Below are 25,065 nucleotides of genomic sequence, written 5' to 3'. Positions count from 1 at the left end.
CGTTTCAGGCAACTTGCAACATGATCTTGCCCACGTGCGTGCTCGCTTCCATCAAGGCATGCGCCTCGTTGGCCTTTTCCAACGGGAAAGTTTGATAGATCACGGGCTTGATCTTGCCCGCCTCGATCAGCGGCCAGACGGTCGTGCGCAGGTGGTGCGCGATGGCCGCCTTGAAGGCGACGGAACGGGGGCGCAAGGTGGAGCCTGTCACCGTCAGGCGGCGGCGCAGCAAGGCGCCCAGGTCCAGTTCCGCCTTGGTGCCGCCCTGCACGGCGATCAGGCCGATGCGGCCATCATCGGCCAGGCTATCGATTTCGCGCGGCAGGTAGTCGCCGCCCACCATGTCGAGGATGACGTCGACACCTTTGCCATCGGTCAATTCCTTGACGACGGCGACGAAATCCTCCGTGCGGTAATTGATACCGCGTTCGGCGCCCAGCGCCTCGCAGGCGCGCGCCTTCTCGTCGCTGCCCGCCGTGGCGAACACGCGGTGGCCGAGCGCGGCTGCCAATTGAATGGCCGTCACGCCGATGCCGGACGTGCCGCCCTGCACCAATAACGTTTCGCCATCGGCCAGCGCGCAGCGGTCGAACACATTGCTCCAGACGGTAAAGAAGTTTTCCGGCAGGGACGCGCCTTCCAGCGCCGTCAAGCCTTTCGGCAAGGGCAGGCACTGGCCGGCGGGTGCGGCGCAGTATTCGGCATAGCCGCCGCCCTGCACCAGCGCGCAGACGAGGTCGCCCTTCTTGAATGCCGTGTTGCTGAAATCGCCATCGACGACTTCGCCCGCCACTTCCAGGCCCGGCAAGTCGGAGGCGCCCGCAGGCGGCGCATACTTGCCCAGGCGCTGCAGCACGTCGGGGCGGTTGATGCCGGCCGCATGCACCTTGATCAACAGTTCGCCCGCCTTATATTGCGGCGTGGGACGTTCGGCGATCTGCAAAACGTCGGCGGGACCTGGCTGGCTGATGGCAACTGCACGCATGGCGGGACTCTTTCAAGGGAAAACGGCGATTGTACGCCAAGCCGTCCACCCTTGCAGGCCGCCACATGACCTCTCAGCCACCGCCCGTTTTCGACTGGCGCGGCAAGGGCGTGCCCGGCTTCCATTGGGCCGACAGGGCCTGCCCTTCCTCGACCTGCTCATGCGTCATCTTGCGCACCACGGCGGCGCGCTGGTCGGCCGCATTCGCGTTGCCATTCGCCGCCGCCAGGTTCCACAGCATGTAGGCGATGACATTGTCCTGCTGCACGCCACCCATGTGATAGCGGTACATCAGGCCCAGCACCTGCTGCGCCTCGGCATGGTTCTGCTCGGCGGCCTTGCGGAACCAGCCGACAGCCTGCTTGTGATCCTGCAGCACGGCGTTGCCCGTGTAATACATGGCGCCCACCACGTACTGGGCATCGGCCTTGCCCTGCTCGGCCGCCTTGCGGTGCCAGAACATGGCTTGCTTGTAATCCTGCGGCAAGCCCCGCCCCATGTAATACATCAAACCCAGCAAATGCTGGGCATCGGCATTGCCGGTCTTAGCAAGGGGCAATATTTCCTTGTAAGCCAGCGCGTAATTCTTGTTGTTGTAGGCGCTGGCGCCTTCGGCGAAGCCGGCCCGCGCGGGTAGCTGTATCGTCAACAGCATGAGTAATGTAATGATCAGTTTTTTCATCGGAATGGGATGTGGTCTGACAACTTATTCTTGTCCTGCAGAAGGCCTGCGGCAGGATGCTTTTACTTCCAGCTAACTTTGCCCAGGCCCTCGACGCTGACATCGCGATTGGCCGGTTTGCCGTACACCACCACCGAACCGAGTCCGCTCAGGTTCAGCTTGGCATTCGTATGGGCATTCACCGTAGCATTACCCAGGCCGCTCAATTCCAGGTTGACGGCATCGACTTCGAACTGCTGCGCGTTCAGGCTGCCCAGGCCGCCCAGGCTCGCTTTCAGCAGGCGTCCGCGTCCGCCCAGCACCACGGAACCGGCGCCCTGCAAGTCCAGCTCGGCGCGCTCATTGTTGCCGATCCACAGCTGCATGCTGCCCACGCCGCCCAGGCTGGCATTGAGCTTGCGGTAGTCGCCCACCAGCTTGATGCTGCCCGCCCCTTCCAGCGACAAGGTCAGCTCCTCGCCCTTGAAACCCGTGATGTCGGTGCTGCCGAAACCTTCGGAACTCAGTTCGCGCAGGTTCGGCAAGACCAGGTCGGCGCGGATCGACGAAGGGCCGAGCTTGAAGCCGCGCACTTCCGTTTCGATGTGCAGGGTGTCGCCGCTTTGCGCCGTGCTGACATCGGCGATGTAGCGCTTGTCGGCCGTGATGCTCAGCGAAGGCACGTTGCCCTGGCGGATGCGCACCTCCATCACGCCGTCGAGCTTGACCCGCACCACGCGGGCGTCGACGTTGCGCATTTCCAGCAAGCGGGTCTCGGCGGCCACGCCGCGCACCAGGCCCAGTGTCGCCAGGAACAGCAGCGCCAGTTGCAGTATCTTTTTCATGTAGTGCATCCTCGGTATCTTGTTTTTATGTCTTGCGGCGCCCGCGTCGGGCGGCCGGCATTGCATCGCGCCTTGCACTCTAGCAGCGCGGAAAATGACTGGCAATCAATTATGCGAAACGGGCTTTTTCGGCCGCGTTCAGGCGCCTGGCCTTGACGATCACCACTTGCATGGCAGCCTTGTTTGCTGGCGCAGCCACGGTGGCCGTGGAACTGGCCACTTGCAGGGCCGGGGCGGCCGGAGCGATGGCGTAGCAGCCGGCGCCGAGCACGATGGCGGCGGCAACGGCGATGATTTCCATGTTTTTAGCGACGTTCATGTTGTTCTCCTCGGGTGTCTGGCAGTGGGCTTGCGGTATGGTGTCACTATAGCCATACCGCCCCCGCCAGACACGCCGATTGCGACGAACTGCGCTTTTGGCAGGCTAGCCTGACAAAAACGCGGATGAACGCGCAGATCGCTGCGCTTGCAGCTTAAAACTCTTCCCACTCGTCTGCGCCGGACTTGGCCGCCTTGACGGGCTTGGCCGGCGACAGCGCACGGGCCGGCGCGCGCGGCGCTGGCGCGGCTGGCTTCGCCTTGAGGCGCGCCACCGGTGCGGATGCCGCAGCAGGGCCAGCATCGCCCAGGCGGAACATACCGACGGCTTGCGCCAGGTCCACGGCCTGTTCCTGCAGGCTTTCCGCGGCGGCCGCCGCTTGCTCGACGAGGGCAGCGTTTTGCTGCGTCATGGTGTCCATGTGCGTGACGGCCGTATTGATCTCGCCGATGCCGGCGCTCTGTTCGCGGCTGGCCACCGTGATCTCGCTCATGATGGTCGTCAGTTGCTGCACCGAGGCCACCACCTGATCCATGGTCTGGCCCGCTTCATTGACGAGGCGGCCGCCCGCATCGACCTTCTCCACCGAATCGCCGATCAATTCCTTGATTTCCTTCGCCGCGCCAGCGGAGCGTTGCGCCAGGTTGCGCACTTCGGACGCGACCACGGCAAAGCCCCTGCCCTGCTCGCCCGCGCGTGCCGCCTCGACGGCCGCGTTCAGGGCCAGGATATTCGTCTGGAAGGCGATGCCGTCGATCACGCCGATGATGTCGACGATCTTGCGCGAGCTTTCCTGGATGCCGGCCATGGTGCCCACCACCTGCTGCACCACGCGGCCGCCCTTGGCCGCCACTTCCGAGGCGGACACGGCCAGTTCGTTGGCCGCATGCGCGTTTTCCGCATTCTGTTTCACCGTCGAGGTCAGCTCATCCATCGAGCTGGCTGTTTCCTCCAGCGCGCCCGCCTGTGCTTCCGTGCGCGAGGACAGGTCGGCATTGCCGGCGGCGATATCGGCCGATTCGCTGCGCACCAGGGTGCTGATGCTGCGGATCTGTACCAGCACGGTGGCGATCTTTTCGACGAACAAATTAAAGGCCTTGGCGATCTGCGCCAGCTCGTCCGAACCTTCCGCGTCGAGGCGGCTGGTCAGGTCGCCGTCGCCCGTGGCGATCGCTTCCATGGCGTCGCGCACCAGGCCCAGGCGGCGCAAGGCGCGCGCCACCAGCACGCTCAGTACCGTGGCGGCCAGGGCCAGCACCAGCAGCGCCGTCAGGGCCGAGGCGCGCAGCATGGAACTCAAGGCTTGCGTGGCTTCCGCCCGGTCCAGCACGGTGGCCAGCAGCCAGTCGCTGCCTGGCACTTTACTCACATGCAAGATGCCGTTACGGTCGCCCAGGCGGATGGCGGCGCCGTCGCCGCTCTTTTCGATATCGGCCAGCGCCTGCGCGCTCAGGCCCGGGTCCAGTTCGGCCAGCGGCTTCAGGGTCAGCTTGCCGTCCGGGTGGGCGATGATCTTGCCGCCGCCGTCGACAAGGAAGGCGTAGCTGGATGCCGTCGGCTTGATCGAGGCGACGTTTTGCACGACAGCATCCATCATCACATCGGCCGCCATCACGCCCGTCACGCTGCCCTTGCCGCCCAGCGGCTCGGCAAACGTCACCACCAGCTTGCCCGTGCTGGCGCCGATATACGGCGCCGTGATGATGGGGCCGCCCACTTCGGACGCCAGCTTGTACCAGGGCCGTGCCGTGGGATCGTAGTCGGCGGCGCGCTTGCGCTCCTGCGAAAAGACGGCGTGCTTGTCGGCAAAGCCGATATACGCCATGTCGAACGTGCCTGCCTGCTCGGCCGCCTTCAGCGCCGGCAAGGGATCGGCCGCCGTGGCGCCCTGCTTGAGCGAGCCCACGACGGCTTGCTTGGAACGCAGCCATTCGGCGATGGCTTGCGCATGGCTGTGCGACAACTGCAGCATCTGCGTGTCGAGCGCGGCCAGGGTACTTGCGCGCGTCGTGAAGAAATTGGCGATGGCGACGGCCAGCATGGCCAGCACGACGATTGAAACGGCAATGGCGATCAGCCGCGCCTTAAGGGAGGACAACATGGTGCATCCAATAAAAAAGAGAAAATCGGGAGGGATGCGCCATGGTCAGGGAATAAGATTTTGTCGTCAAGCAATACCGACTCTCGATTACCCATAAACAACAATTGATACCTTATATTAAGCACCCGATAATAAAATACTAACTATATCTCGCCGCGCAGCTTGCGCAGAGCCGGCGAATCGCCGCCCGTCGCTTCGATGCGGAAGCGGGCAAATGCCTGTTCCAGCTCAGGGTACCGGCGCAAGCCGCCCTCCGTAAAATAGCGCCCGCCGGGGATATCGCCCCACGGCAGCGGTGCGCTCAAGGCACCGCTGCCCGCCAGGGCCAGCAGCGGCTCGAGCGCGCTGCGCAGGTCGGCCACTTCGCCGTCGGCGCTCGCCAGGCGCGCCAGCAACTGCTCCAATTCGGCGGCATGGGCTTGCAAACGCTGCTGATCCATCTTCTCTCCTCAATTCTTGATCGTGCCGATCAGCACGGGGGCCGACCACAAGCTGCGGTTGGGGAGCAAATACTGCTGCGCCCCGCCCTTGCGCCGCACCAGCCCGCCCAACTCTTCCGTCGGCGCGACCTGGCTGACGAACACGTTGACGGTGCCCTTGGGCATGATCTGATACACATCATACAGCGGCGCCTCGCTCTTCAAGGGCAAGCCGAAGCAGTCGGCCAGGGTGGCGCAGCGGCCCGAGGCCAGCTGCAACTGCGCGCTGGTGGTGAAGTATGGCGAATACGGCGACACATTCTGGCCATGCGGCACGATTTTTACCAGCGCGGCAGCCATGGGCTGCAGGTCCGGCAAGGTGCTGCCGGACGCGAGCTGCTCGACGGCCCGCGCATAGAGGGTGTCGGCCGAGGCGGCAGGATCGGCGGCGCGCAGTTCGCGCAAAAATTGCTGCCCTGGTCCGCTATCGAGATAGGAGTCGATAGCCTCACGCGGCAAGCCCGCCGTCCTGAAGGTGCTGAGGTCATTGATTTCGCGCGCATGCACGGCGCGCAAGGCGTCGAGGTCTTGCGCCGGCATGGCCCCAGACGCGGCGGCGATGGGGATGGGCAGCGGCACCGGCGTGGGTGCGTTGTCCAGCTGCGCCCAGGCGCCGGGCGCGACGGCAAGCAGAAAGGCGGCGGCCAGCCCGCAGAATGTGCGCATGCTGCATCTCCTTGGAAGACTCGTTCGAGGGAAAATCCCACTTCGAATCTACAAGGCGCGGCAGCGGCCGATACGCGCTGGATCAATGCCGGTGCACGCGTCGGCATACACCTTCGATACAGCGCAAACGCCGCGCATAAAAAAACCGCCAGGGCTTGCGCGCTGGCGGTTGTTGAGCATGCGGCCGAGGCCGCATTCAGGCGAACCCGAAGGAAATTAAGCGGCTGGCGCTTCGTTGCCTTCGGCAGCTTTCATCGACAGCTTCAGGCGGCCGCGGTCGTCCGTTTCCAGCACTTTGACGCGGACCAGCTGGCCTTCTTTCAGGTAGTCGGCCACGGCGTTGACGCGCTCGTTGGCGATCTGCGAGATGTGCAGCAAGCCGTCCTTGCCTGGCATGACTTGCACGATGGCGCCGAAGTCCAGCAGTTTCAGCACGGTGCCTTCGTAGGTCTTGCCCACTTCGACGGAGGCCGTCAGTTCTTCGATGCGGCGCTTGGCTTCCTGGCCGGCGGCAGCATCGACGGAAGCGATGGTGACCACGCCTTCGTCGCTGATGTCGATCTGGGTGCCCGTCTCTTCGGTCAGCGCGCGGATCACGGCGCCGCCCTTGCCGATCACGTCACGGATTTTTTCCGGGTTGATCTTGATGGTGATCAGACGCGGTGCGAAATCGGACAGTTCGGTTTTGACGTGCGGCATGGCTTTTTGCATTTCACCCAGGATGTGCTCGCGGCCTTCCTTGGCTTGCGCCAGCGCCACTTGCATGATTTCCTTGGTGATGCCCATGATCTTGATGTCCATCTGCAGTGCCGTGATACCGTTGCGGGTACCGGCTACCTTGAAGTCCATGTCGCCCAGGTGATCTTCGTCGCCCAGGATGTCGGACAGCACGGCAAACTTGCCGCCTTCCTTGATCAGGCCCATGGCGATACCGGCCACGTGTTCTTTCATCGGCACGCCGGCGTCCATCAGTGCCAGGCAGCCGCCGCACACCGATGCCATCGACGAGGAACCGTTCGATTCCGTGATTTCCGACACCAGGCGCACCGAGTAGCTGAACTCTTCGGCTGCTGGCAGAGCGGCGATCAGCGCGCGCTTGGCCAGGCGGCCGTGGCCGATTTCGCGGCGTTTTGGCGTACCGACACGGCCCGTTTCGCCGGTGGCGAACGGAGGCATGTTGTAATGCAGCATGAACGAATCGGTGAACTCGCCCATCAGCGCATCGATCTTCTGGCTGTCGCGGGCGGTGCCCAACGTTGCCACGACCAGCGCCTGCGTTTCGCCGCGCGTAAACAGCGCCGAACCGTGGGTGCGTGGCAACACGCTGGTGCGGATCGAGATCGGACGCACGGTGCGCGTGTCGCGGCCGTCGATGCGTGGCTCGCCGTCCAGGATCTGCGTACGCACGATCTTGGCTTCGATGTCGAACAGGATGTTGTTCACTTCAGCGCTGTCGATCGACGCGCCGCCGGCAGCAGCCGCTTCAGCCGACAGGTCGGCCAGCACTTCCGACGTCGCTGCTTTCAGCTTGGCCGTACGCTCTTGCTTGTCCTTGGTTTGATACGCATCATTGATCTTGGCGTTGGCGAAATGCGCGACGCGGGCGATCAGTGCTTCGTTTTTCGGCGCAGGCGCCCATTCCACTTCCGGCTTGCCGCCGTCACGCACCAGGTCGTGAATCGCGTCGATGACGACTTTCATCTGGTCGTGGCCGAAGACCACGGCGCCCAGCATGATTTCTTCGGACAGCTGTTTCGCTTCCGATTCGACCATCAGCACGGCCGTTTCGGTACCGGCGACAACCAGGTCCATTTCCGACGTTTTCAGTTGCTGGACGGTCGGGTTCAGGATGTACTGGCCGTTGGCGTAACCGACGCGCGCGGCGCCGATAGGACCGTTGAAAGGCACGCCAGACACGCACAGGGCGGCCGATGCGCCGATCATGGCGGCGATGTCCGGATCGATTTCAGGGTTGACCGACAGCACGTGAATGATGACTTGCACTTCATTCAGGTAGCCTTCCGGGAACAGCGGACGGATAGGACGGTCGATCAGACGCGATGTCAGTGTTTCTTTTTCGGAAGGACGGCCTTCGCGCTTGAAAAAACCACCCGGAATTTTACCGGCAGCATAGGTTTTTTCGACATAATCAACCGTCAAAGGGAAGAAATCCTGGCCTGGCTTGGCATCTTTGCGTGCCACCACCGTTGCCAGAACGACGGTATCTTCGATCGACACCAGCACTGCGCCGGATGCCTGACGCGCGATTTCGCCGGTTTCCAGGGTCACTTGATGTTGACCGTACTGGAAGGTTTTCGTAACTTTGTTAAACATGGGGTATCCCTTTTCTAATTGCCGACAGATTTTCAGGGGCTGTCGTTCACCTCACCACAGGCGGCGTAAAAATGCTGCCTTTACTTGTTACCACCTTTGCTACTTTACTTTTAAAACATGATATCGGTAGAGAATACTGTACTTCTCGACATAAATCCGGAATTCAAATGACAAAATGCCCGCGTCAGCGAACTGGCGCAGGCATTTCTGTATAAACCTTGTACGGCAAAAATTACTTGCGCAGACCAAGTTTAGCGATCAGGTCGCGATAACGGGTAGCGTCTTTAGCCTTCAGGTAGGACAACAGGCTCTTACGACGGTTGACCATCATGATCAGGCCGCGGCGGGAGTGGTGATCTTTCGAGTGGGCTTTGAAGTGGCCGTTCAGTTCGTTGATGCGAGCTGTCAGCAGTGCAACTTGCACTTCAGGGGAGCCGGTGTCGTTTTGACCACGTGCGTTGTCCGCGATGATAGCGGCTTTGTTGATGTTTTCTACTGTCATGATAAACCTTTCACATGCGGTGCACAGAGTCTGAACCCTATCCACCGTGAACTACGATTATTAAAATACTGGCCTAGGCTTCCAACCAGACGCGCAAGTATATCGGAAAAATGCCCGCCTGTATCCTGCCGTGCGGGCTTTTCTCGGTGCATGATAGGATTTTCCTGCATTTCAGGAGGTCCAACATGAAAAAACTGCTCAAATTAGCAACACCACTGCTGTTTGCCGTGCTGGCCGGCTGCGCCAGCTGGAACGCCCCGCCACCGCAGCCGGGCGAGCCGCGCACCGCCGTGGAAGCACGCCTCGGCCGTCCGACGAATATCTACCAGTTGTCCACGGGGCCCGAACTCGAATACGCGACGGGGCCGTACGGCCAGTACACGTATATGGCCCGCTTCGGCCCCGACGACAAGTTGATTTCCTACGAACAGGTGCTCGACACGCCGGGCTTTGCCCGCATCAAGGTAGGCGTGTCGACGCAGCAAGACGTGCTGCACACCCTGGGCCGCCCGACGGAAACATCGTATCTGCCGCTGCCCAAGCTCTACGTCTGGTCCTACCGCTACAAGGAATCGGGCGTGTGGGATTCCATGATGCACGTGCACTTCGACCACGACGGCATCGTGCGCATGATGATGAACGGGCCCGATCCGGCCAAGGAAGAGCGGCGCTTTTTCTGGTGACGAGCGTCTTGCACCAAGACTAGCGCCTATCCCAAATGCAAATTCTGGGGTCAGACCCGGCGGGTCTGACCCCGGCTTACGGCTGCGGGTCGATGCGCTCGTCTTTCGCGTGTAATTTATTCAGCGCCGACAAATACGCCTTGGCCGACGCGACGATGATGTCGGGGTCGGCACCCACGCCGTTGACGATGCGCCCGTCGCGCGACAGGCGCATCGTGACTTCGCCCTGCGACTGCGTGCCCGTGCTGATGGCATTGACGGAGAACAAGACCAGTTCGGCACCGCTGGCGGCCGCGCTTTCGATGGCGTTGACGGTCGCGTCGACAGGGCCGTCGCCCTTGCCCTCGCAGCTGCGCTGTTCGCCGCCGACGAGAAATTCCACGCGCGCATGGGGCACGGCGCCCGTGGTCGACTGCTGGGCCAGGGAGATGAAACGGTAGTGCTCACTCTCCTGCGCCTGCTGCTCCTCGCTGACGAGGGCCATGATGTCTTCGTCGAAAATCTCGGATTTGCGGTCGGCCAGCTCCTTGAAGCGCAGGAAGGCGGCGTTGACTTCCGCCTCGGATTCGAGCGCGATGCCCAGCTCGTGCAGGCGCTGCTTGAAGGCATTGCGGCCCGACAGTTTGCCGAGGACGATCTTGTTGGCCGTCCAGCCCACGTCTTCGGCGCGCATGATTTCATACGTCTCGCGCGCCTTTAAAATGCCATCCTGGTGGATGCCGGACGCGTGCGCAAAGGCGTTCGCGCCGACGACGGCCTTGTTCGGCTGCACGGCAAAGCCCGTAATTTGCGACACCATTTTCGAGGCGGCCACGATTTGCGTCGTATCGATGCCCACCGTCAGGTTGTAATAGGCGGCGCGCGTGCGCAGCGCCATCACCACTTCTTCCAGCGCCGTATTGCCGGCCCGCTCACCGAGGCCATTGACCGTGCATTCGATCTGCCGCGCGCCGCCGATCATGACGCCGGCCAGCGAATTGGCCACAGCCAGGCCCAGGTCGTTATGGCAATGGACGGACCAGATGGCTTTATCGGAGTTCGGTATGCGTTCGCGCAAGCGCTTGATGGTATTGCCGAAGATTTCAGGCACGGCGTAGCCCACCGTATCGGGGAAATTGATGGTGGTGGCGCCCTCGGCGATCACGGCTTCGAGCACGCGGCAGAGGAAATCCTCGTCCGAGCGGCTGCCGTCTTCGGGGCTGAATTCGATGTCGTCCGTGAACTGGCGCGCGTAGCGCACGGCGTTCTGCGCCTGCAGCAGGACTTCCTCGGGCGTCATGCGCAGCTTCATCTGCATGTGCAGGGGCGATGTGGCGATAAACGTGTGGATGCGCTTGCGCTCGGCGGGCGCCAGCGCTTCGGCGGCGCGGGCGATGTCGCGGTCGTTGGCGCGCGACAGCGAACAGATGGTCGATTCGCGCACGGCGCCGGCAATCGCCCGTATCGACTCGAAGTCGCCCTGCGAGGCGGCGGCGAAGCCCGCTTCGATCACGTCGACCTTCATGCGCTCGAGCTGCTTGGCGATGCGCAGCTTTTCCTCGCGCGTCATGGAGGCGCCCGGCGATTGCTCGCCGTCGCGCAAGGTGGTGTCAAAAATGATGAGTCGGTTGCTGGTGTTCATGGCTGCTCCTGGCTGGCTGAAGACTGGCGACGCTACCGACTCGCCGTATTAATGCTCGGGGTCGGTCTGGATGATGCTGACGGGCTTGCCCTTCGCCATGCGCCAGAAAAACACGGCGTAGCCGGACAGGCCATAGACGACGAAAATCGGGAACAGCACTTTCGGCGGATCGATGGAAATGAGCGCGAAGAACAATGCCAGCAGGAATACCACGATGAAGGGCACGGACTTGCGGAAATTCACATCCTTGAAACTGTAGAACGGCACGTTGGTGACCATGGTCAGTCCGGAAAACAGGGCGATCGTCCACGACACCCAGGCCAGCTGGTTGCCGGCAAATTCCAGGTCGTTCATCAGCAGGATGAAACCGGCCACCATGGCCGCGGCCGCCGGGCTGGGCAAGCCCTGGAAGAAGCGCTTGTCGACCACGGCGATGTTCGTGTTGAAGCGGGCCAGGCGCAGGGCGGCGCCGGCGCAATACACGAATGCGGCCAGCCAGCCCAGTTTACCCATGCCGCGCAGCGACCATTCGTAGATCACCAGCGCCGGCGCGGCGCCGAACGACACCATGTCGGACAGGCTGTCGTACTGGGCGCCGAATTCGCTCTGCGTATTCGTCAGGCGCGCGATGCGGCCATCGAGGCCGTCGAGGATCATGGCGATGAAGATGGCCCAGGCCGCGTGTTCGAATTTCTGGTTCATGGCCATGACGATGGCGTAGAAGCCGCAAAACAGGGCTGCCGTCGTGAAGGCGTTCGGCAACAGATAGATGCCGCGGCGGCGCAGGGTTTTCTTGCCAGTGCCATCGGTCACCGGCTGGCGCACGAATTTGCTGAAGCGGGACGCTTTGGATGCTGCGGGGGTGCCGTTCTTGCCTCTACGACGGGGGAAGTTTGCCATGTTGTTCCATATCTTGTGTACTGCGGGGGAATCGGTGCCAGATGGCAGGCGCATGACTGTCAGGGCATGCGCCTGCCGATGTTGTCATTATAGAGGAGCCGCCGCCAAAGAAAAGCGCGGCGGCGTCAAGCCGGCTATATTGACACCAATACTAGCCTTATTTGAACTTGACCTTGGCCACCAGGCCCATGTTGAGGGTCGTTTCGCCCGGTTCAAAGCTCGGTTCGGCCACCTGGCTGCCGCCGTAGCCCATGGAATCGGCGCTCATGGCGCGCGCGCCTGCCACGTTCGCGCGCTGCGTATAGTTGCCCGAACCTTCGAAATCGATGGTGTCGATCACGGCGTCATTGACGTTGCGGCCCATGGCGCCGGCGATGGCGGCCACGCGCTCGTTGAGGTTCTTGTAGGCGGCGGCGATGCGCTGGTCGTCGAGCTTGCGCACGGTGGCGGGCGCCAGGCCGAAGTTCAGGCGGTTCAGGGTCAACACACCTTGCGCTGCGGAAACGGTTTTCGGCAAGGCGGCCAGGTTGGTCGTCGTCACCTGCAGGTATTGCCCCACTCTCCAGCCCGTTGGTACTCTAGGCTTGGCGGCGACGCCCGGCGGCAAGGGCGCCGTTTCCGGGTACACGGCATACGTGTAATAGCCCTGGGTCTTCAGCACGGCTTGCGGATCGGCTTTCTTGACGATGGCCGTGCCCTGGTTCATCTTCTGGTTCACGCGCGAGGCGGCGGCGGCCTTGTCCTTGTCCTGCTCTTCGATGGCCAGGGTGACGGTCACCTGGTCGTTCGCGTGCACCACTTCGCCATTGGCGGGCACCACCACGAGGGTGCCGGAAGTGGGCAAGGCCTGGGCTTGGGCGCCCAGAGCAACGGTAGCGGCGGCTGCGGCCAGCAGCGATTTCATGACGGTCATGGTGTTTCTCCAGGAAAATAATGGGGCAAAAACGACCATGGGGCCAACAGCCCCATGATTTTTAAAACATGCTGACGCGGAAATTTTCCCGCCGCATTGATCAGCTTACTTCAGCTTACTTCAGCTTACTTGAACTTGACCTTGCCGACGACGCGCATGTCGAGCGTCGTTTCGCCCGGCTCGAAGCTCGGTTCGGCGACGGTGCTGTCTTCGGCCATCTTGGCGCTGCGCATCATCATCGGCGCGGCGGCAGGACGGCTTTCCGTGGCGTAGTTGCCCGAACCTTCGAAGTCGACCGTATCGAGCACGGCGTCCGAGACGTTGCGGCCCATGGCCTTGGCGATGGCAGCCACGCGCTCGTTCAGGTTTTTATAGGTGGCGGCGATACGCTGGTCGTCCAGCAAGCGGATGGTTTCCGGCTTCAGGCCGAAATTCAAGCCGTTCAGGGTCAGCACGCCTTGCGCCGCCGACACGGTTTTTGGCAGGGACGCCAGATTGGCCGTCGTCACTTCCAGGTATTGGCCCACGCGCCAGGCCGTTGGCAGGCGCGGCTTGGCCACGGCGCCAGCCGGCAATGGACGCTCTTCCGGATACACGGGGTAGGTGTAGTAGCCGTACGATTTCAGTGCCGCCGACGGGTCGGCCTGCTTGACGATGGCGATACCCTTGTTCATCTTCTGGTTGACTCTCGACGCAGCGGCAGCCTTGTCCTTGTCCTGTTCTTCGACGGCCAGGGTAGCGACCACCTGGTCATTGACATGCTTGACTTCGCCAAATGCGGGTACGACCACCAGGGTGCCGGAAGTCGGCAAAGATTGGGCTTGCGCGCTCAGGGCAACGGTGGCTGCGGCGGCAACAAGGACGGATTTCATCACGGTCATGGGGTACTCCTAGGTAGTTAATGTGGCTGACAAGGAGCGATGGGGCGCGCTCTGCGCTACCCCATTTCTCTTGAGAAACTTGTCAAACTGTGTAGATTCTAACGCCTCATTCATTCCCGTGGCGCAAATTAACAAATCGTCACAAAATGCGTCTGCCAGTCACATCTGCTCACATCTCAACACACTGTTATTCAAAATAACAATGTGTTAGTGACCCAGCACCGCGCCGCCGCTGCGCCGGCCCGGCTTGAAACTGTGGCGGTGCGCGCACCAGGCGATGGTCAAGGCCACCAGCAGCAAGGCCAGCATGGCCCACGGGAACGATGCCGCGCCATAGCCGTCGAGCAGCATGCCGCCCGCCAGGCCGCCGCCCGCGATGGCCACGTTCCAGATGGTCGCCACCATCGCTTGCGCCACATCCATGCCGTCGCCGGCCGCGTCGGCCGACGCCGTCTGCAGCAGGGTGCCGGCGCCGCCAAAGGTGATGCCCCAGATGGCCATGCTGACATAGATCACGGCGGGCGAGTCCATCGCCAGGCCCAGCGCCACCATCACGAGGGCAAAGGCGGCGATGCAGCCCAGCACGAGCGGGCGCAGCCAGCGGTCGATCAGCTGGCTGACCAGCCAGATGCCGGCCAAGGAGCCCACGCCATACACGAGCAGCACCAGGTCGACGCGGGGGCGCAAGCCGGACGGCGCCAGGAACGGCGCGATATAGGTATAGAGAATGTTATGCGCCAGCATCCAGGCGACGATCACCGCCAGAATCGGCCGCACGCCCGGCGTCATGAACACCTGGCGGATCGACAGACGTTCGCCGTTCTTTTGCCCCGGATAATCGGGCACGACCAGCAACACCCACGCGACCAGCACCACGGCCAGGCCGGACATGATGCCGAAGATGCTGCGCCAGCCCAGCACGCCACCCATCAGGGTGCCCAGCGGCACGCCCAGCGACAGGGCCAGCGGCGTGCCGATCATGGCGATGGCCATCGCCCTGCCCTGCTGCTCGACGGACACCATGCGGCGCGCGTAGCCGGCCATCAAGCCCCAGGCCAGGCCGGCGGCCATGCCCGTGACGAAGCGCGCGACCAGGGCGACGATGTAGCTGGGCGCCAGGGCCGTCGCCGTATTGAAGATCAGGAAGCCGATGATGGCCAGCAACAGGACATTGCGCCGGCGCCAGGTGCTGGTCAGCGCCGTCAGGGGGATCGCCGTCAGGATGGAACCGATGGCGTACACGGTCACAAGCTGGCCCGTCATGACTTCGGAAATATTCAGGTCGCGGGCAATCTGCGGCAGCAAGCCGGCCGGCAAGGTTTCCGACAGGAGGGCGAGAAACGCCGTCATGGCCAGGGCCAGCAAGGCCAGGATGGGAATGGAAGAGTCAACAGCAGCCTGCGAGGGCCCCGTGGCGGTGATACGGTCAGTCATGGAGGTCTTTCTGGTTGCGCAAGCGGCTAAAAAACTAGCGCCTGGCGTGCTACAAAAGCGGTGATGCGCGTTGCGGTCGGCAGATACCGAAACAGATGCAGTCCATGTGAAACTGCAAAGGAAGGGCGGGATTGTAAAGCAAACGCGCCAACAGCGTGTGCACGAAATCAACCGTGCTCAGGCTGGCGTCATGCAGGCATCATTGGCCGCCTTGCGCGGCGAAAACCAGGCATTCGATTTCGGACTGTACAGGAAGGCGCAGATGACGGCGAACGTGAGCGCGCCAGGCAAGACGTTCATCTTCAGCGGCAAGGTCGCCAGACAGAACGCAATGTCGATCACGCCCCATACCAGATACACGGTGCGCGCGCCACGCTGCCTTTGCAGCATGGCCAGCGCTGTCACCAGGGTAAGGCCCTGACTGAGGAGCAAAATCGCGTATTGCACTTCCGCGGGAATCACGCCGTCCGTCATCCACGCCTGCATGGCGGGATCGTTGCGGCCAAGGTAAGCAGACACCAGCGCTGACAGCGAGCCGAGGACCAGAAACCAGCAGCTGATGGCAACCGAGACGGGGCGCTTGACCACATGAAGATTCCCGACAAAAACTTTAGAAAAAACGAGCATGGTGCTGACGCTATGGTTGAATGGGCCTGATTGTAACGGATGTTGGCGGCCAAACGCCCGCGCAAAAAAAAGCCGGCTTGCGCCGGCTTCGTGTGAGGAACGATTGCTGCTTAGTTCTTCGACTGGTCAACCATCTTGTTCTTGGCGATCCAAGGCATCATGGCGCGCAGTTTCGCGCCCACTTCTTCGATCTGGTGCTCGGACGTCAGGCGGCGGCGCGAGATCAGGGTCGGTGCGCCTGCCTTGTTTTCCAGGATGAAGCTCTTCGCGTATTCGCCCGTTTGAATATCTTTCAGGCATTGACGCATCGCATCCTTGGTGGCCGAGGTGACGACTTTAGGGCCGGTCACGTATTCGCCGTATTCGGCGTTATTCGAGATCGAGTAATTCATGTTGGCGATGCCGCCTTCATAGATCAGGTCGACGATCAGCTTCAGTTCGTGCAAGCACTCGAAGTACGCCATTTCAGGCGCGTAACCCGCTTCCGTCAAGGTTTCGAAACCGGCCTTGATCAGTTCCACGGCGCCGCCGCACAGCACGGCCTGTTCACCGAACAGATCCGTTTCGGTTTCTTCGCGGAAGTTCGTTTCGATGATGCCGGCACGGCCGCCGCCGTTGGCCGAGGCGTACGACAGGGCGATATCGCGGGCGATGCCCGATTTGTCCTGGTACACGGCGATCAGGTGGGGCACGCCGCCACCCTGGGTGTAGGTGGCGCGCACGGTGTGGCCCGGCGCTTTCGGCGCGACCATGATCACGTCCAGGTCGGCGCGTGGCACGACCTGGCCGTAATGCACGTTGAAGCCGTGGGCGAAGGCCAGCACGGCGCCCTGCTTGGCGAATGGCGCGATGTTTTCGTTGTAGACCTGGGCGATGTTTTCATCTGGCAACAGGATCATGATGACGTCGGCCGCTTTCACGGCGTCGTTGACTTCCGCTACTTTCAAGCCAGCTTGTTCGACCTTGGTCCACGAAGCGCCGCCCTTGCGCAGGCCGACGGTGACATTGACGCCCGAATCGTTCAGGTTTTGCGCGTGTGCATGGCCTTGCGAACCGTAGCCGATGATGGCAACGTTTTTGCCTTTGATCAAGGAGAGGTCAGCGTCTTTGTCGTAAAAAACTTTCATGGTATTTCCTATCATTTGATGATGCGTTGTTGTTTTAAATGCGGCCCCAGGGCCGCGTAGTGCTGCTTATATTTTTATACTTTGAGGATGCGTTCGCCGCGGCCGATGCCGGAACCACCCGTACGGACGGTTTCCAGAATGGCGGCGCGGTCGATCGAATCGATGAACGCGTCGAGCTTGACCTTGTTGCCGGTCAGTTCGATCGTGTACGTCTTTTCGGTGACATCGATGATGCGGCCACGGAAGATATCGGCGGTGCGCTTCATTTCCTCGCGCTCCTTGCCCACGGCACGAACCTTGATCAGCATCAGCTCGCGTTCGATATGCTGGCCTTCGGTCAGGTCCACCACCTTCACCACTTCAATCAGACGATTCAGGTGCTTGGTGATCTGCTCGATGATGTCGTCCGAACCGCTGGTGACGATGGTCATGCGCGACAGGGTCGAGTCTTCCGTCGGCGCCACGGTCAGTGTTTCGATGTTGTAGCCGCGTGCCGAGAACAGGCCCACCACGCGCGACAGGGCGCCCGCTTCGTTTTCCAGCAAGACAGAAATAATGTGGCGCATATTAGAGATCCTCCGAACCGAGCATCATTTCGGACAGGCCTTTGCCGGCTTTCACCATGGGCCACACGTTTTCGGACTGGTCGGTAATGAAGTTCATGAATACCAGCCTGTCTTTCATGCCAAACGCCTCTTTCAGCGCGCCATCGACGTCGCCCGGTTTTTCAATTTTCATGCCCACGTGGCCATACGCTTCCGCCAGCCTTTCGAAGTCGGGCAGCGAATCCATGTACGACTCGGAATAGCGCGAACCGTAATCGATTTCCTGCCACTGGCGCACCATGCCGAGGAAACGGTTGTTGAGCATGATGATCTTCGGCGTCAGGTGATACTGCTTGCACGTGGCAAGTTCCTGGATGCACATCTGGATCGAACCTTCGCCGGTAATACAAGCAACGGTGGCGTCCGGATTGGCCATCTGCACGCCCATGGCGTACGGCAAGCCGACACCCATGGTGCCCAGGCCGCCGGAATTGATCCAGCGGCGCGGCTTGTCGAAGCCATAGTATTGCGCGGCCCACATCTGGTGCTGGCCCACGTCGGACGTGATGAAGGCGTCGCCCTTGGTGATCTGGAACACTTTTTCCACCACCGATTGCGGCTTGATGACCAGGTCGGAAGTCGGGTATTTCAGGCATTCGCGGCCACGCCATTCGGCGATCTGCTTCCACCAGTTGCTCAAGGCATTGACGTTCGGCTTGGCTTCGGCCGCGTCGAGTTGCGCGAGGAACTCGATCAGCACGTCCTTGACGTTGCCGACGATGGGGATATCGACCTTGACGCGCTTGGAAATCGACGATGGATCGATGTCCACGTGGATGATCTTGCGCGGATGCGAGGCGAAATGTTTCGGGTTGCCGATCACGCGGTCATCGAAACGGGCGCCGATGGCGATCAGCACGTCGCAGTTCTGCATCGCCATGTTCGCTTCATAGGTGCCGTGCATGCCGGGCATGCCGACATACTGCTCGCTCGAGGCGCGGTAGCCGCCCAGGCCCATCAAGGTGTTGGTGCACGGGAAACCCAGGCGGTCGACCAGCTTGTTCAGCTCGGCCGAGGCATTTGCCAGGATGACGCCGCCGCCCGTGTAGATCATCGGGCGTTCGGCTTGCAGCAACAGCTGCACGGCCTTGCGGATCTGACCCGAGTGGCCCTTGTCGACGGGACGGTAGGAACGCATCTCGACTTCCTTCGGATAGTCGAAATGGCATTTGTGCATGCTGATATCCTTGGGGATATCGACCAGCACGGGTCCCGGACGGCCGGTACGGGCGATAAAGAAGGCTTTCTTGATCGTCGCTGCCAGGTCCTTGACGTCCTTGACGAGGAAGTTGTGCTTGACGACGGGGCGCGTGATGCCGACCGTGTCGCATTCCTGGAACGCATCCTGGCCGATGGCGTGGCTCGGCACCTGGCCGGAGATCACCACCATGGGAATCGAGTCCATGTACGCGGTCGACAGGCCCGTGACGGCATTCGTGACGCCCGGACCGGACGTGACGATGGCGACACCGACTTTGTTCGAGCTGCGCGAATAGGCATCGGCGGCGTGGATCGCGGCCTGCTCGTGGCGTACCAGGATATGCTGGAATTTGTTTTGCTGGAAGATGGCGTCGTAGATGTAGAGTACGGCTCCGCCCGGATATCCAAAGACGTGCTCGACGCCCTCTTCAGCCAGACAGCGCACGACAATTTCTGCGCCCGTAATTGGTCCTGCTGCTGCTTCGGTATTCATGAAACATTCCTTTCAAGGTCCATTGGAGATTGATCGGATGTTCTTTCCTGACGAGGTACGCCTAACGCAACAGTGCTCCTGCTTCCCTTTTCATGCGGTCACGCAATTTCTTTGGGCACCCATAGATACCTTACAAAACAACGCTTAACGCAACTCGTTTGGCCGGAGTTTCTGTGGCGCCTGTACGAACCGCTCGCGCTTGTGGCGCGGGTTAGAACAAACTGCCTACAAATGAAAGCGCGTCTTGCCGCTGCTGGCCTTGTGTGCCGGTCGCGACCTGACCATAGGGCTTTGGGGTGTTCAAAGCGTCCCATACGTTATCGCGTTGCACCATGATGGTCAAGGAAAATGTCGGCCTCGCTGCATTTTTGCTCGCACAACGTGCAAAAACCCTGCGGAAACGCACATTTTTTGCTAGCATGCACGGGGTTGCAAAAAGCATACCCGCCCCCATTTCGCCCACCGCACCCCGCAGCCGCTAAGATCCCATACCGCATGGCAACAGACAAAGAATTATCCGACTTTCTAGAAAATGTCGAGCGGCGCGCTTTCAAGCAGGCCGCCTACGCGGTCCGCAAGGAAGAATCGGCCCTCGACATCGTGCAGGACGCCATGATCAAGCTGGCCGAGAAATACGGCGACAAGCCGGCCGCCGAGCTGCCGATGCTGTTCCAGCGCATCTTGCAGAACACCATCCTTGATTATTTCCGCCGTGAAAAAGTTCGCAACACCTGGGTCAGCCTGTTTTCCGGCATGAAGCCCTCGGGCGACGAACATGAAGATTTTGATATACTTGACACCTATGAATCGGAACAGGGCTCCAGCGCCGCCGAATCGTCGGCCGACCAGGTCGAACGCGCGCAAATCCTTGATTTGATTGATGCAGAGGTACAAAAACTGCCCTCACGTCAACGCGAAGCCTTCCTCATGCGTTATTGGCAGGACATGGATGTGGCTGAAACAGCGGAAGCGATGGGTTGCTCCGAAGGTAGCGTGAAAACACATTGCTCTAGAGCTACCCACACGCTCGCCGAATCGCTGAAAGCCAAGGGAATTAAATTATGAACACCGACGATCTCAATTTCGCTTACAAAGTGCGCCATGCACTGAACGAAAAACTCGACGACCTGCCCGCATCGACCACCGATCGCCTGGCAGCGGCACGCAAGCTGGCCCTGTCGCGCAAGAAGGCGGACGCGCCCGCCGCCGTTGCCGTGCGCCAGAACGTGTTCGCCGGCGTCGCCAGCAGCCTGTTCGTCGAGCCGCTGTCGTGGCTGGGCCGCATGAGCGTCATCATCCCCCTGCTGCTGCTCGTCGGCGGCCTGGTGGGCATCTATCAGTTTGAGCAGGAACAACATATTGCCGAACTGGCAGAAATCGATGCCGCCGTTCTGTCGGACGAATTGCCGCTGTCTGCGTACATGGACCATGGCTTCAACGCCTACCTGACGAAACGCGAGCAATAAATGGCAGGCACGAGCGTACGCAAAGGCTGGCTGGCCGGCGGCATCGGCCTGGGCGCCTGCGCCCTGGCGGGCGCCGCCTGGGTAGGCGCGCAGCAACATCCCGTGCCCGCCGCGCCTCCCGTGGCGCCAGCGCCCGTGGTGGCCCCGGCCTCAGCCATCAAGCCCGGTTCGCCCCGCACAGCCGGCAAGGGCGGCACGCCGCCCAAGGCCAGCGAGAATCCATCGTGGAACAAGCTGTCGCGCGCGCAGCAGGAAGCCCTGCAGCCGCTGGCGGGCGAATGGAACAAGCTGGAACCGCTGCGCAAGCAGAAATGGCTCGATATCGCCAGCCGTTTTGCCTCGATGACGGCGGACGAGCAAATCCGCGTGCATGAACGCATGCGCGAATGGATCAAGCTGACGCCGGAACAGCGCCGCCTCGTGCGCGAAAACTACACGCGCACGAAGAAGATTGATCCGGGTCAAAAAACCGCGCAATGGGAGCAATACCAGCAATTGCCGGAAGATCAAAAGAAAAAGCTGGCGACGGAACTCGTGCCGAAAAAACCGCTGGGCAAGGTGCCAGCGATCAATTCGACCACGAGCAAGCCGCCCGTGATCGTGCCGCCCGCCACGCCGGCAGCGCCTGCCGCCGCGCCCGTCCTGCCGCCAGCCGCTGCGCCAGCGGCGGCCGTGCCGCTCACGGATCCTGCCACGGCTCCCGCCGCCGTGCCTGTCACGCCACCTGTTACGCCTGCCCCACTGCCGACCAATGTCAAATAGCACGCCCGCCGCCAGCATCACTTCCCATCCCACGATCAAGCGCCGCCTGATTTCCATGGTGTACGAGTCGCTGCTGGCCCTGGCCGTGCTGTTTTTGCCCTTCCTGCTGTTTGAACTGGCCGTGCAGGGCGCGCATACGCCCATGACGGAACACATGCGCCAATGCCTGGCCTTCCTCGTCATGGGCGCGTATTTCATCCATCAATGGAGCCGCGAAGGGCAAACCCTGGCCATGAAGACGTGGCGCCTGAAAGTCGTGCTGCCGGGCCACGCCCACGTGCCGCTGCGCGTGGCCGCGTACCGCTACATCCTGTCATGGATGTGGCTGCTGCCAGCGCTCGTGGCGGCGTATGCCTTCGACCTGCAGCACTGGACAGCGCTGGGCGCCATCGGCGTGGGCATCCTGGCCTGGTCGGCCACGGCCCTGTTCACCGGCAACGGGCAATTCCTGCACGACAAGCTGGCGGGCACGCAGATCGTGCAATTGCCGGCACCCGCGAAAAAGTCGAAGAAAGTCGCCGCCTGAGTTTTATGCGGCTTGACCTGGGTCATTGAAGCGCCACGGGGGCTCTGCGATCATGGCATGCCATGAAGAATACCGCCCCCCTCCCCCACACACGCTTCGCCCCCTATCGCGAGGAAGTCTGCAGCGAAGACGACGTCAAGCATCTCGTCCACACCTTTTATGCGGCCGCGCGCGACGACGCCATGCTGGGCCCCATCTTTGCCGCCGAGGTCAAGGATTGGGATGCCCACTTGGCAACATTGGTCGATTTCTGGTCAGGCTTGCTGCGCGGCACCATGCGCTACCACGGCAAGCCGCTGGCCCAGCACGCGAATATGGAAAACCTGACGCCGTGCATGTTCCGCCGCTGGCTGACCCTGTTCTTCGCCACGACCGAGAGCATGGGCAACCCGGCCCTGCAGGAAAAGGCCGATACCATCGCCTTGAATATTGCCGAACGGCTATGGAAAAGCTTTGCGGAAAACCACGCCATCGTGGCACCGCAGCTTTAGAACCTCTCGTAACCCTGCAGATAGCGCCACTGACCTGACGGCATGGCGCCCATCGGGATGCGGCCGATGCGCAAGCGCTTCATGGCGACGACGTCCAGTCCCACCATCTTGCACATGTGGGCGATCTGGCCCGGCTGCACGTTTTTCAGGGCGAAGCGCAGGCGCGTCTCGTTCTGCCAGCTGACCTTGATCGGCGGCAAAGGCTTGCCATTGAAGGGCAAGCCGTGATTGAGCAGCGCCAGGCCATTCTCAGCGATAGTGCCCGACACTTCCACGATGAATTCCTGCTCCACCGTTTTCGCTTCATCGACCAGCTTGCGGGCGACGCGGAAATCCTGCGTGAACACCAGCAGGCCGGACGCCATGGTGTCGAGCGGATTGGTGATGGTCAGGCCGATCAAATGGCGCTTGAGGAAACGCGTGATGGAGCTGGGCGCCACGTTTTCCGGCGTAAAAATCTCTTCGGGACGCAAACAGCTCAGGGCAGGCTTGCCTTCGCTGCCGACGCCGCCATTGATGCCGGCCGGCTTGTGCAGCAGGATCGTCACGGGCGGCATTTCTTCCAGCGTGGCGTTCGGCAGCAGCACCACGGTCTGGTTGTCGGCCACGCGCGCGCCCGACTCTTCCACCAGCACGCCATCGACCGTCACCCAGCCGCCCTCGATATACAGCTCGGCCTCGCGGCGCGAACAGGGCACGTCTTCGGACAGGCGCTTGGCCAGGCGGACGGTGGGCATTTCAATAGGTGTGGTCATGGGGAGGCGCAAAAAGCAAGAGGAGGAGAAAGCCGGTATTGTAACCGACCCGCTCCTCCCCCTTTTTGCTGATTGCGCTGGTGATTGCCGGATTACGCTGGTGATTGTCGGATTACGCTGGTGATTGTCGGATTACGCTGCGCTAATCCGACCTACCCGACCTACCCGGGCTGCGCGGCCGTGACTGATTTGGTAGGTTGGCTTAGCGGCTTGCCGCGTAAGCCAACAATCAGGCTTGCGCCTTGGCCAATTCCTCGGCAAAGAAGCGGTGACCCATCTCTTCCAGGCCCAGGGTCTGCAGCACTTCCTGCAGGCGCTCGGTGGGGCGCTGGCGCGGCAGGTTTTTGTAGCTGGCGATGATCAGTTCATTCTTCATCGAATGCTCCCAGCCCACCAGTTCCGTCACGCTGACCTGGTAGCCATGCGCTTCCAGCTGCAAACAGCGCAGCACGTTGGTGATCTGGCTGCCGAACTCGCGCGTGTGCAGCGGGTGGCGCCACAATTCCGTCAAGACGTTCTTGCCCAGGCTCTTGCCCTTGTTCTTCTTCAGGACGGAAGCGACTTCGGCCTGGCAGCACGGCACCAGCACCATGAACTTCGCCTTTTTCTTCAGGGCGAAGTGGATAGCGTCATCGGTGGCCGTGTTGCACGCGTGCAAGGCCGTGACGATGTCGATCTGCTGCGGCAGCAAGTTCGACTCCGTCGATTCGGCCACGGACAGGGGCAGAAACGACATGCCGGGAAACTTGAATTTCTTCGCCAGCTCTTGCGAGCGCTGCACCAGCTCTTCGCGCGTCTCGATGCCGTAGATATGCGAACCGTCGTTGCCGTTCTTGAAGAACAGATCGTACAGGATGAAACCCAGATACGACTTGCCGGCGCCGTGGTCGACCAAGGACACGCCGGGGTGGTCGAGCTGCACTTCGCGCAGCAGCGGCTCGATGAACTGCGTCAGGTGGTACACCTGCTTGAGCTTGCGGCGGCTGTCCTGGTTCATCTTGCCGTCGCGCGTCAGGATGTGCAATTCCTGCAGCAAGGCGACCGACTGGCCATCCTTGATCTCGGGCATGTTGCTGGCGGCCGTGATGACGTCTTTCGGCGCGGCGGCTGCGGTGGCGGCGGGTGCCGCGCCCTTAGCGCGCTTCATCGATCCACGCCATCTGTATCGCTTCGAGCACTTTTTCGCCGCCGCGCGTGTGGTCATCGTCGAAGCCGTCCAGTTCCACCACCCAGTTGTGCAGGTCGGTGAAACGCACGGTCAGCGGATCGATGTCCGGATGCTCGTCGAACAAAGCCTCGGCGATCGCGTGTATGTCGGACCATTTCATGTTAGTGACTGCCTTCGCTGACCTGGTTGATCGTGTATTTCGGGATTTCGACGACGAGGTCGGCCTCGGCCACGATGGACTGGCACGACAGGCGCGACACGGCTTCCAGGCCCCAGGCCTTGTCCAGCATATCTTCTTCCAGTTCCGTCGCTTCGTTCAGCGATTCGATGCCTTCGCGCACCAGCACGTGGCAGGTGGTGCAGGCGCACGATTTTTCGCAGGCATGCTCGATGTCGATGTCGTTTTCCAGCAGGATGTCGCAAATGGACTTGCCGCTTGGTGCTTCGATGACGGCGCCGTCCGGGCAAAGCTTGGCGTGCGGCAGGATAACGATTTGTGGCATGGTTTCTTCTTTCAGTCT

General features: G+C 61.6%; 28 protein-coding genes. 6 read left to right on the top strand and 22 right to left on the bottom strand.

The annotated features are described in order from the left end of the window. Positions 1 to 4 precede the first annotated feature (4 nt). The 9 genes from IGS60_RS14370 to rpsO form a co-directional block, all read right to left on the bottom strand. Positions 5 to 985, bottom strand: a complete 981-nt coding sequence (locus IGS60_RS14370) for an NAD(P)H-quinone oxidoreductase (protein ID WP_230505127.1) — start codon at positions 983 to 985, stop codon at positions 5 to 7. 73 nt (positions 986 to 1,058) lie between these two features. Then, positions 1,059 to 1,667 carry a tetratricopeptide repeat protein gene (locus tag IGS60_RS14365; RefSeq protein ID WP_070288760.1) on the bottom strand — a complete coding sequence of 203 codons (609 nt, stop codon included), beginning with the start codon at positions 1,665 to 1,667 and terminating at the stop codon, positions 1,059 to 1,061. Between the two features lie 62 nt (positions 1,668 to 1,729). Beyond that, positions 1,730 to 2,491, bottom strand: a complete 762-nt coding sequence (locus IGS60_RS14360; RefSeq protein ID WP_070224115.1) for a DUF2807 domain-containing protein — start codon at positions 2,489 to 2,491, stop codon at positions 1,730 to 1,732. A 109-nt stretch (positions 2,492 to 2,600) separates the two neighbouring features. After that, positions 2,601 to 2,810, bottom strand: coding sequence for a hypothetical protein (locus IGS60_RS14355; protein ID WP_230505125.1), 210 nt, complete (start codon positions 2,808 to 2,810; stop codon positions 2,601 to 2,603). Positions 2,811 to 2,964: 154 nt separating this feature from the next. Continuing rightward, entirely contained in the window at positions 2,965 to 4,911 is a 1,947-nt protein-coding gene (locus tag IGS60_RS14350) for a methyl-accepting chemotaxis protein (protein ID WP_230505123.1), read from the bottom strand. 143 nt (positions 4,912 to 5,054) lie between these two features. Continuing rightward, complete coding sequence (locus IGS60_RS14345; RefSeq protein ID WP_070224118.1) at positions 5,055 to 5,351, bottom strand: hypothetical protein; 297 nt, start codon at positions 5,349 to 5,351, stop codon at positions 5,055 to 5,057. Positions 5,352 to 5,360: 9 nt separating this feature from the next. Further along, positions 5,361 to 6,056, bottom strand: a complete 696-nt coding sequence (locus IGS60_RS14340; protein WP_230505121.1) for a hypothetical protein — start codon at positions 6,054 to 6,056, stop codon at positions 5,361 to 5,363. Positions 6,057 to 6,272: 216 nt separating this feature from the next. Continuing rightward, complete coding sequence (pnp, locus tag IGS60_RS14335; protein WP_121670072.1) at positions 6,273 to 8,390, bottom strand: polyribonucleotide nucleotidyltransferase; 2,118 nt, start codon at positions 8,388 to 8,390, stop codon at positions 6,273 to 6,275. Between the two features lie 232 nt (positions 8,391 to 8,622). Further along, positions 8,623 to 8,892 (bottom strand): 30S ribosomal protein S15, encoded by a 270-nt coding sequence (gene rpsO / locus IGS60_RS14330; RefSeq protein WP_010399743.1) that lies wholly within the window; start codon positions 8,890 to 8,892, stop codon positions 8,623 to 8,625. Between the two features lie 185 nt (positions 8,893 to 9,077). Between rpsO and bamE the strand changes: the two genes are divergently transcribed. Then, positions 9,078 to 9,575 carry an outer membrane protein assembly factor BamE gene (gene bamE / locus IGS60_RS14325; protein WP_230505119.1) on the top strand — a complete coding sequence of 166 codons (498 nt, stop codon included), beginning with the start codon at positions 9,078 to 9,080 and terminating at the stop codon, positions 9,573 to 9,575. Between the two features lie 76 nt (positions 9,576 to 9,651). On the opposite strand, the gene IGS60_RS14320 is transcribed toward bamE, so the two are convergent. The 9 genes from IGS60_RS14320 to IGS60_RS14280 form a co-directional block, all read right to left on the bottom strand. Beyond that, complete coding sequence (locus tag IGS60_RS14320) at positions 9,652 to 11,196, bottom strand: 2-isopropylmalate synthase (RefSeq protein WP_230505116.1); 1,545 nt, start codon at positions 11,194 to 11,196, stop codon at positions 9,652 to 9,654. Positions 11,197 to 11,244: 48 nt separating this feature from the next. Continuing rightward, entirely contained in the window at positions 11,245 to 12,096 is an 852-nt protein-coding gene (gene pssA / locus IGS60_RS14315) for a CDP-diacylglycerol--serine O-phosphatidyltransferase (protein WP_070224123.1), read from the bottom strand. 157 nt (positions 12,097 to 12,253) lie between these two features. After that, positions 12,254 to 13,009 (bottom strand): SIMPL domain-containing protein, encoded by a 756-nt coding sequence (locus IGS60_RS14310; protein WP_230505114.1) that lies wholly within the window; start codon positions 13,007 to 13,009, stop codon positions 12,254 to 12,256. A gap of 125 nt (positions 13,010 to 13,134) precedes the next feature. After that, positions 13,135 to 13,890 (bottom strand): SIMPL domain-containing protein, encoded by a 756-nt coding sequence (locus IGS60_RS14305; RefSeq protein ID WP_086136411.1) that lies wholly within the window; start codon positions 13,888 to 13,890, stop codon positions 13,135 to 13,137. Between the two features lie 207 nt (positions 13,891 to 14,097). After that, positions 14,098 to 15,324 carry an MFS transporter gene (locus IGS60_RS14300; RefSeq protein WP_230505113.1) on the bottom strand — a complete coding sequence of 409 codons (1,227 nt, stop codon included), beginning with the start codon at positions 15,322 to 15,324 and terminating at the stop codon, positions 14,098 to 14,100. 177 nt (positions 15,325 to 15,501) lie between these two features. Continuing rightward, positions 15,502 to 15,912, bottom strand: a complete 411-nt coding sequence (locus IGS60_RS14295) for a hypothetical protein (protein ID WP_230505111.1) — start codon at positions 15,910 to 15,912, stop codon at positions 15,502 to 15,504. Between the two features lie 149 nt (positions 15,913 to 16,061). Beyond that, positions 16,062 to 17,078 (bottom strand): ketol-acid reductoisomerase, encoded by a 1,017-nt coding sequence (gene ilvC / locus IGS60_RS14290; protein ID WP_034750044.1) that lies wholly within the window; start codon positions 17,076 to 17,078, stop codon positions 16,062 to 16,064. 74 nt (positions 17,079 to 17,152) lie between these two features. After that, positions 17,153 to 17,644 carry an acetolactate synthase small subunit gene (ilvN, locus tag IGS60_RS14285; RefSeq protein ID WP_010399754.1) on the bottom strand — a complete coding sequence of 164 codons (492 nt, stop codon included), beginning with the start codon at positions 17,642 to 17,644 and terminating at the stop codon, positions 17,153 to 17,155. A 1-nt stretch (position 17,645) separates the two neighbouring features. Further along, positions 17,646 to 19,376 (bottom strand): acetolactate synthase 3 catalytic subunit, encoded by a 1,731-nt coding sequence (locus IGS60_RS14280; protein ID WP_071650268.1) that lies wholly within the window; start codon positions 19,374 to 19,376, stop codon positions 17,646 to 17,648. Positions 19,377 to 19,871: 495 nt separating this feature from the next. Here IGS60_RS14280 and IGS60_RS14275 point away from each other — a divergent pair, with 495 nt between their 5' ends. From IGS60_RS14275 to IGS60_RS14255, 5 genes are all read left to right on the top strand, one after another. Beyond that, positions 19,872 to 20,441, top strand: coding sequence for an RNA polymerase sigma factor (locus IGS60_RS14275; RefSeq protein ID WP_034779551.1), 570 nt, complete (start codon positions 19,872 to 19,874; stop codon positions 20,439 to 20,441). Beyond that, positions 20,438 to 20,842: a DUF3619 family protein gene (locus IGS60_RS14270; RefSeq protein ID WP_230505109.1), complete on the top strand. Its 405-nt coding sequence runs from the start codon at positions 20,438 to 20,440 to the stop codon at positions 20,840 to 20,842. Before IGS60_RS14275 ends, IGS60_RS14270 begins: the two co-directional genes overlap by 4 nt. Next, positions 20,843 to 21,604, top strand: a complete 762-nt coding sequence (locus IGS60_RS14265) for a DUF3106 domain-containing protein (protein WP_230505107.1) — start codon at positions 20,843 to 20,845, stop codon at positions 21,602 to 21,604. Beyond that, complete coding sequence (locus tag IGS60_RS14260; protein ID WP_230505106.1) at positions 21,594 to 22,130, top strand: RDD family protein; 537 nt, start codon at positions 21,594 to 21,596, stop codon at positions 22,128 to 22,130. The genes IGS60_RS14265 and IGS60_RS14260 overlap by 11 nt, the downstream gene beginning before the upstream one ends. A gap of 62 nt (positions 22,131 to 22,192) precedes the next feature. Next, positions 22,193 to 22,621, top strand: coding sequence for a group III truncated hemoglobin (locus IGS60_RS14255; protein ID WP_099410978.1), 429 nt, complete (start codon positions 22,193 to 22,195; stop codon positions 22,619 to 22,621). Here the strand turns inward: IGS60_RS14255 and IGS60_RS14250 are convergent. The 4 genes from IGS60_RS14250 to fdx form a co-directional block, all read right to left on the bottom strand. After that, entirely contained in the window at positions 22,618 to 23,376 is a 759-nt protein-coding gene (locus IGS60_RS14250) for an rRNA pseudouridine synthase (RefSeq protein WP_230505104.1), read from the bottom strand. The two genes, IGS60_RS14255 and IGS60_RS14250, sit on opposite strands and share 4 nt — an antisense overlap. A 229-nt stretch (positions 23,377 to 23,605) precedes the next feature. Further along, on the bottom strand, positions 23,606 to 24,445 hold the full coding sequence (locus IGS60_RS14245; protein WP_139142954.1) for an SAM-dependent methyltransferase: 840 nt from the start codon (positions 24,443 to 24,445) through the stop codon (positions 23,606 to 23,608). Between the two features lie 64 nt (positions 24,446 to 24,509). Then, a complete protein-coding gene (gene iscX / locus IGS60_RS14240) occupies positions 24,510 to 24,704 on the bottom strand; it encodes a Fe-S cluster assembly protein IscX (RefSeq protein WP_070224134.1) in 195 nt (64 codons plus the stop codon). 1 nt (position 24,705) lies between these two features. Further along, positions 24,706 to 25,047: an ISC system 2Fe-2S type ferredoxin gene (gene fdx, locus IGS60_RS14235; RefSeq protein ID WP_070311300.1), complete on the bottom strand. Its 342-nt coding sequence runs from the start codon at positions 25,045 to 25,047 to the stop codon at positions 24,706 to 24,708. Between the last annotated feature and the right edge of the window lie 18 nt (positions 25,048 to 25,065).

The sequence above is a fragment of the Janthinobacterium sp. FW305-128 genome, from assembly GCF_020858135.1.
Taxonomy (GTDB): Bacteria; Pseudomonadota; Gammaproteobacteria; order Burkholderiales; family Burkholderiaceae_D; genus Janthinobacterium.
Note: the sequence above shows the minus strand (reverse complement) of the source record. Positions and strands in the feature narration are given on the sequence as shown.

Coding starts and splice junctions, on each gene's coding strand:
- IGS60_RS14250 (WP_230505104.1), bottom strand. CDS start 23,376: ATGACCACACCTATTGAAATGCCCACCGTCCGCCTGGCCAAGCGCCTG.
- IGS60_RS14320 (WP_230505116.1), bottom strand. CDS start 11,196: ATGAACACCAGCAACCGACTCATCATTTTTGACACCACCTTGCGCGAC.
- bamE (WP_230505119.1), top strand. CDS start 9,078: ATGAAAAAACTGCTCAAATTAGCAACACCACTGCTGTTTGCCGTGCTG.
- IGS60_RS14360 (WP_070224115.1), bottom strand. CDS start 2,491: ATGAAAAAGATACTGCAACTGGCGCTGCTGTTCCTGGCGACACTGGGC.
- IGS60_RS14370 (WP_230505127.1), bottom strand. CDS start 985: ATGCGTGCAGTTGCCATCAGCCAGCCAGGTCCCGCCGACGTTTTGCAG.
- IGS60_RS14305 (WP_086136411.1), bottom strand. CDS start 13,890: ATGACCGTGATGAAATCCGTCCTTGTTGCCGCCGCAGCCACCGTTGCC.
- IGS60_RS14265 (WP_230505107.1), top strand. CDS start 20,843: ATGGCAGGCACGAGCGTACGCAAAGGCTGGCTGGCCGGCGGCATCGGC.
- rpsO (WP_010399743.1), bottom strand. CDS start 8,892: ATGACAGTAGAAAACATCAACAAAGCCGCTATCATCGCGGACAACGCA.
- fdx (WP_070311300.1), bottom strand. CDS start 25,047: ATGCCACAAATCGTTATCCTGCCGCACGCCAAGCTTTGCCCGGACGGC.
- IGS60_RS14355 (WP_230505125.1), bottom strand. CDS start 2,810: ATGAACGTCGCTAAAAACATGGAAATCATCGCCGTTGCCGCCGCCATC.
- IGS60_RS14365 (WP_070288760.1), bottom strand. CDS start 1,667: ATGAAAAAACTGATCATTACATTACTCATGCTGTTGACGATACAGCTA.
- ilvC (WP_034750044.1), bottom strand. CDS start 17,078: ATGAAAGTTTTTTACGACAAAGACGCTGACCTCTCCTTGATCAAAGGC.
- IGS60_RS14300 (WP_230505113.1), bottom strand. CDS start 15,324: ATGACTGACCGTATCACCGCCACGGGGCCCTCGCAGGCTGCTGTTGAC.
- IGS60_RS14275 (WP_034779551.1), top strand. CDS start 19,872: ATGGCAACAGACAAAGAATTATCCGACTTTCTAGAAAATGTCGAGCGG.
- iscX (WP_070224134.1), bottom strand. CDS start 24,704: ATGAAATGGTCCGACATACACGCGATCGCCGAGGCTTTGTTCGACGAG.
- IGS60_RS14260 (WP_230505106.1), top strand. CDS start 21,594: ATGTCAAATAGCACGCCCGCCGCCAGCATCACTTCCCATCCCACGATC.
- pssA (WP_070224123.1), bottom strand. CDS start 12,096: ATGGCAAACTTCCCCCGTCGTAGAGGCAAGAACGGCACCCCCGCAGCA.
- IGS60_RS14350 (WP_230505123.1), bottom strand. CDS start 4,911: ATGTTGTCCTCCCTTAAGGCGCGGCTGATCGCCATTGCCGTTTCAATC.
- pnp (WP_121670072.1), bottom strand. CDS start 8,390: ATGTTTAACAAAGTTACGAAAACCTTCCAGTACGGTCAACATCAAGTG.
- IGS60_RS14255 (WP_099410978.1), top strand. CDS start 22,193: ATGAAGAATACCGCCCCCCTCCCCCACACACGCTTCGCCCCCTATCGC.
- IGS60_RS14340 (WP_230505121.1), bottom strand. CDS start 6,056: ATGCGCACATTCTGCGGGCTGGCCGCCGCCTTTCTGCTTGCCGTCGCG.
- IGS60_RS14280 (WP_071650268.1), bottom strand. CDS start 19,376: ATGAATACCGAAGCAGCAGCAGGACCAATTACGGGCGCAGAAATTGTC.
- IGS60_RS14310 (WP_230505114.1), bottom strand. CDS start 13,009: ATGACCGTCATGAAATCGCTGCTGGCCGCAGCCGCCGCTACCGTTGCT.
- IGS60_RS14345 (WP_070224118.1), bottom strand. CDS start 5,351: ATGGATCAGCAGCGTTTGCAAGCCCATGCCGCCGAATTGGAGCAGTTG.
- IGS60_RS14245 (WP_139142954.1), bottom strand. CDS start 24,445: ATGCCCGAGATCAAGGATGGCCAGTCGGTCGCCTTGCTGCAGGAATTG.
- IGS60_RS14270 (WP_230505109.1), top strand. CDS start 20,438: ATGAACACCGACGATCTCAATTTCGCTTACAAAGTGCGCCATGCACTG.
- ilvN (WP_010399754.1), bottom strand. CDS start 17,644: ATGCGCCACATTATTTCTGTCTTGCTGGAAAACGAAGCGGGCGCCCTG.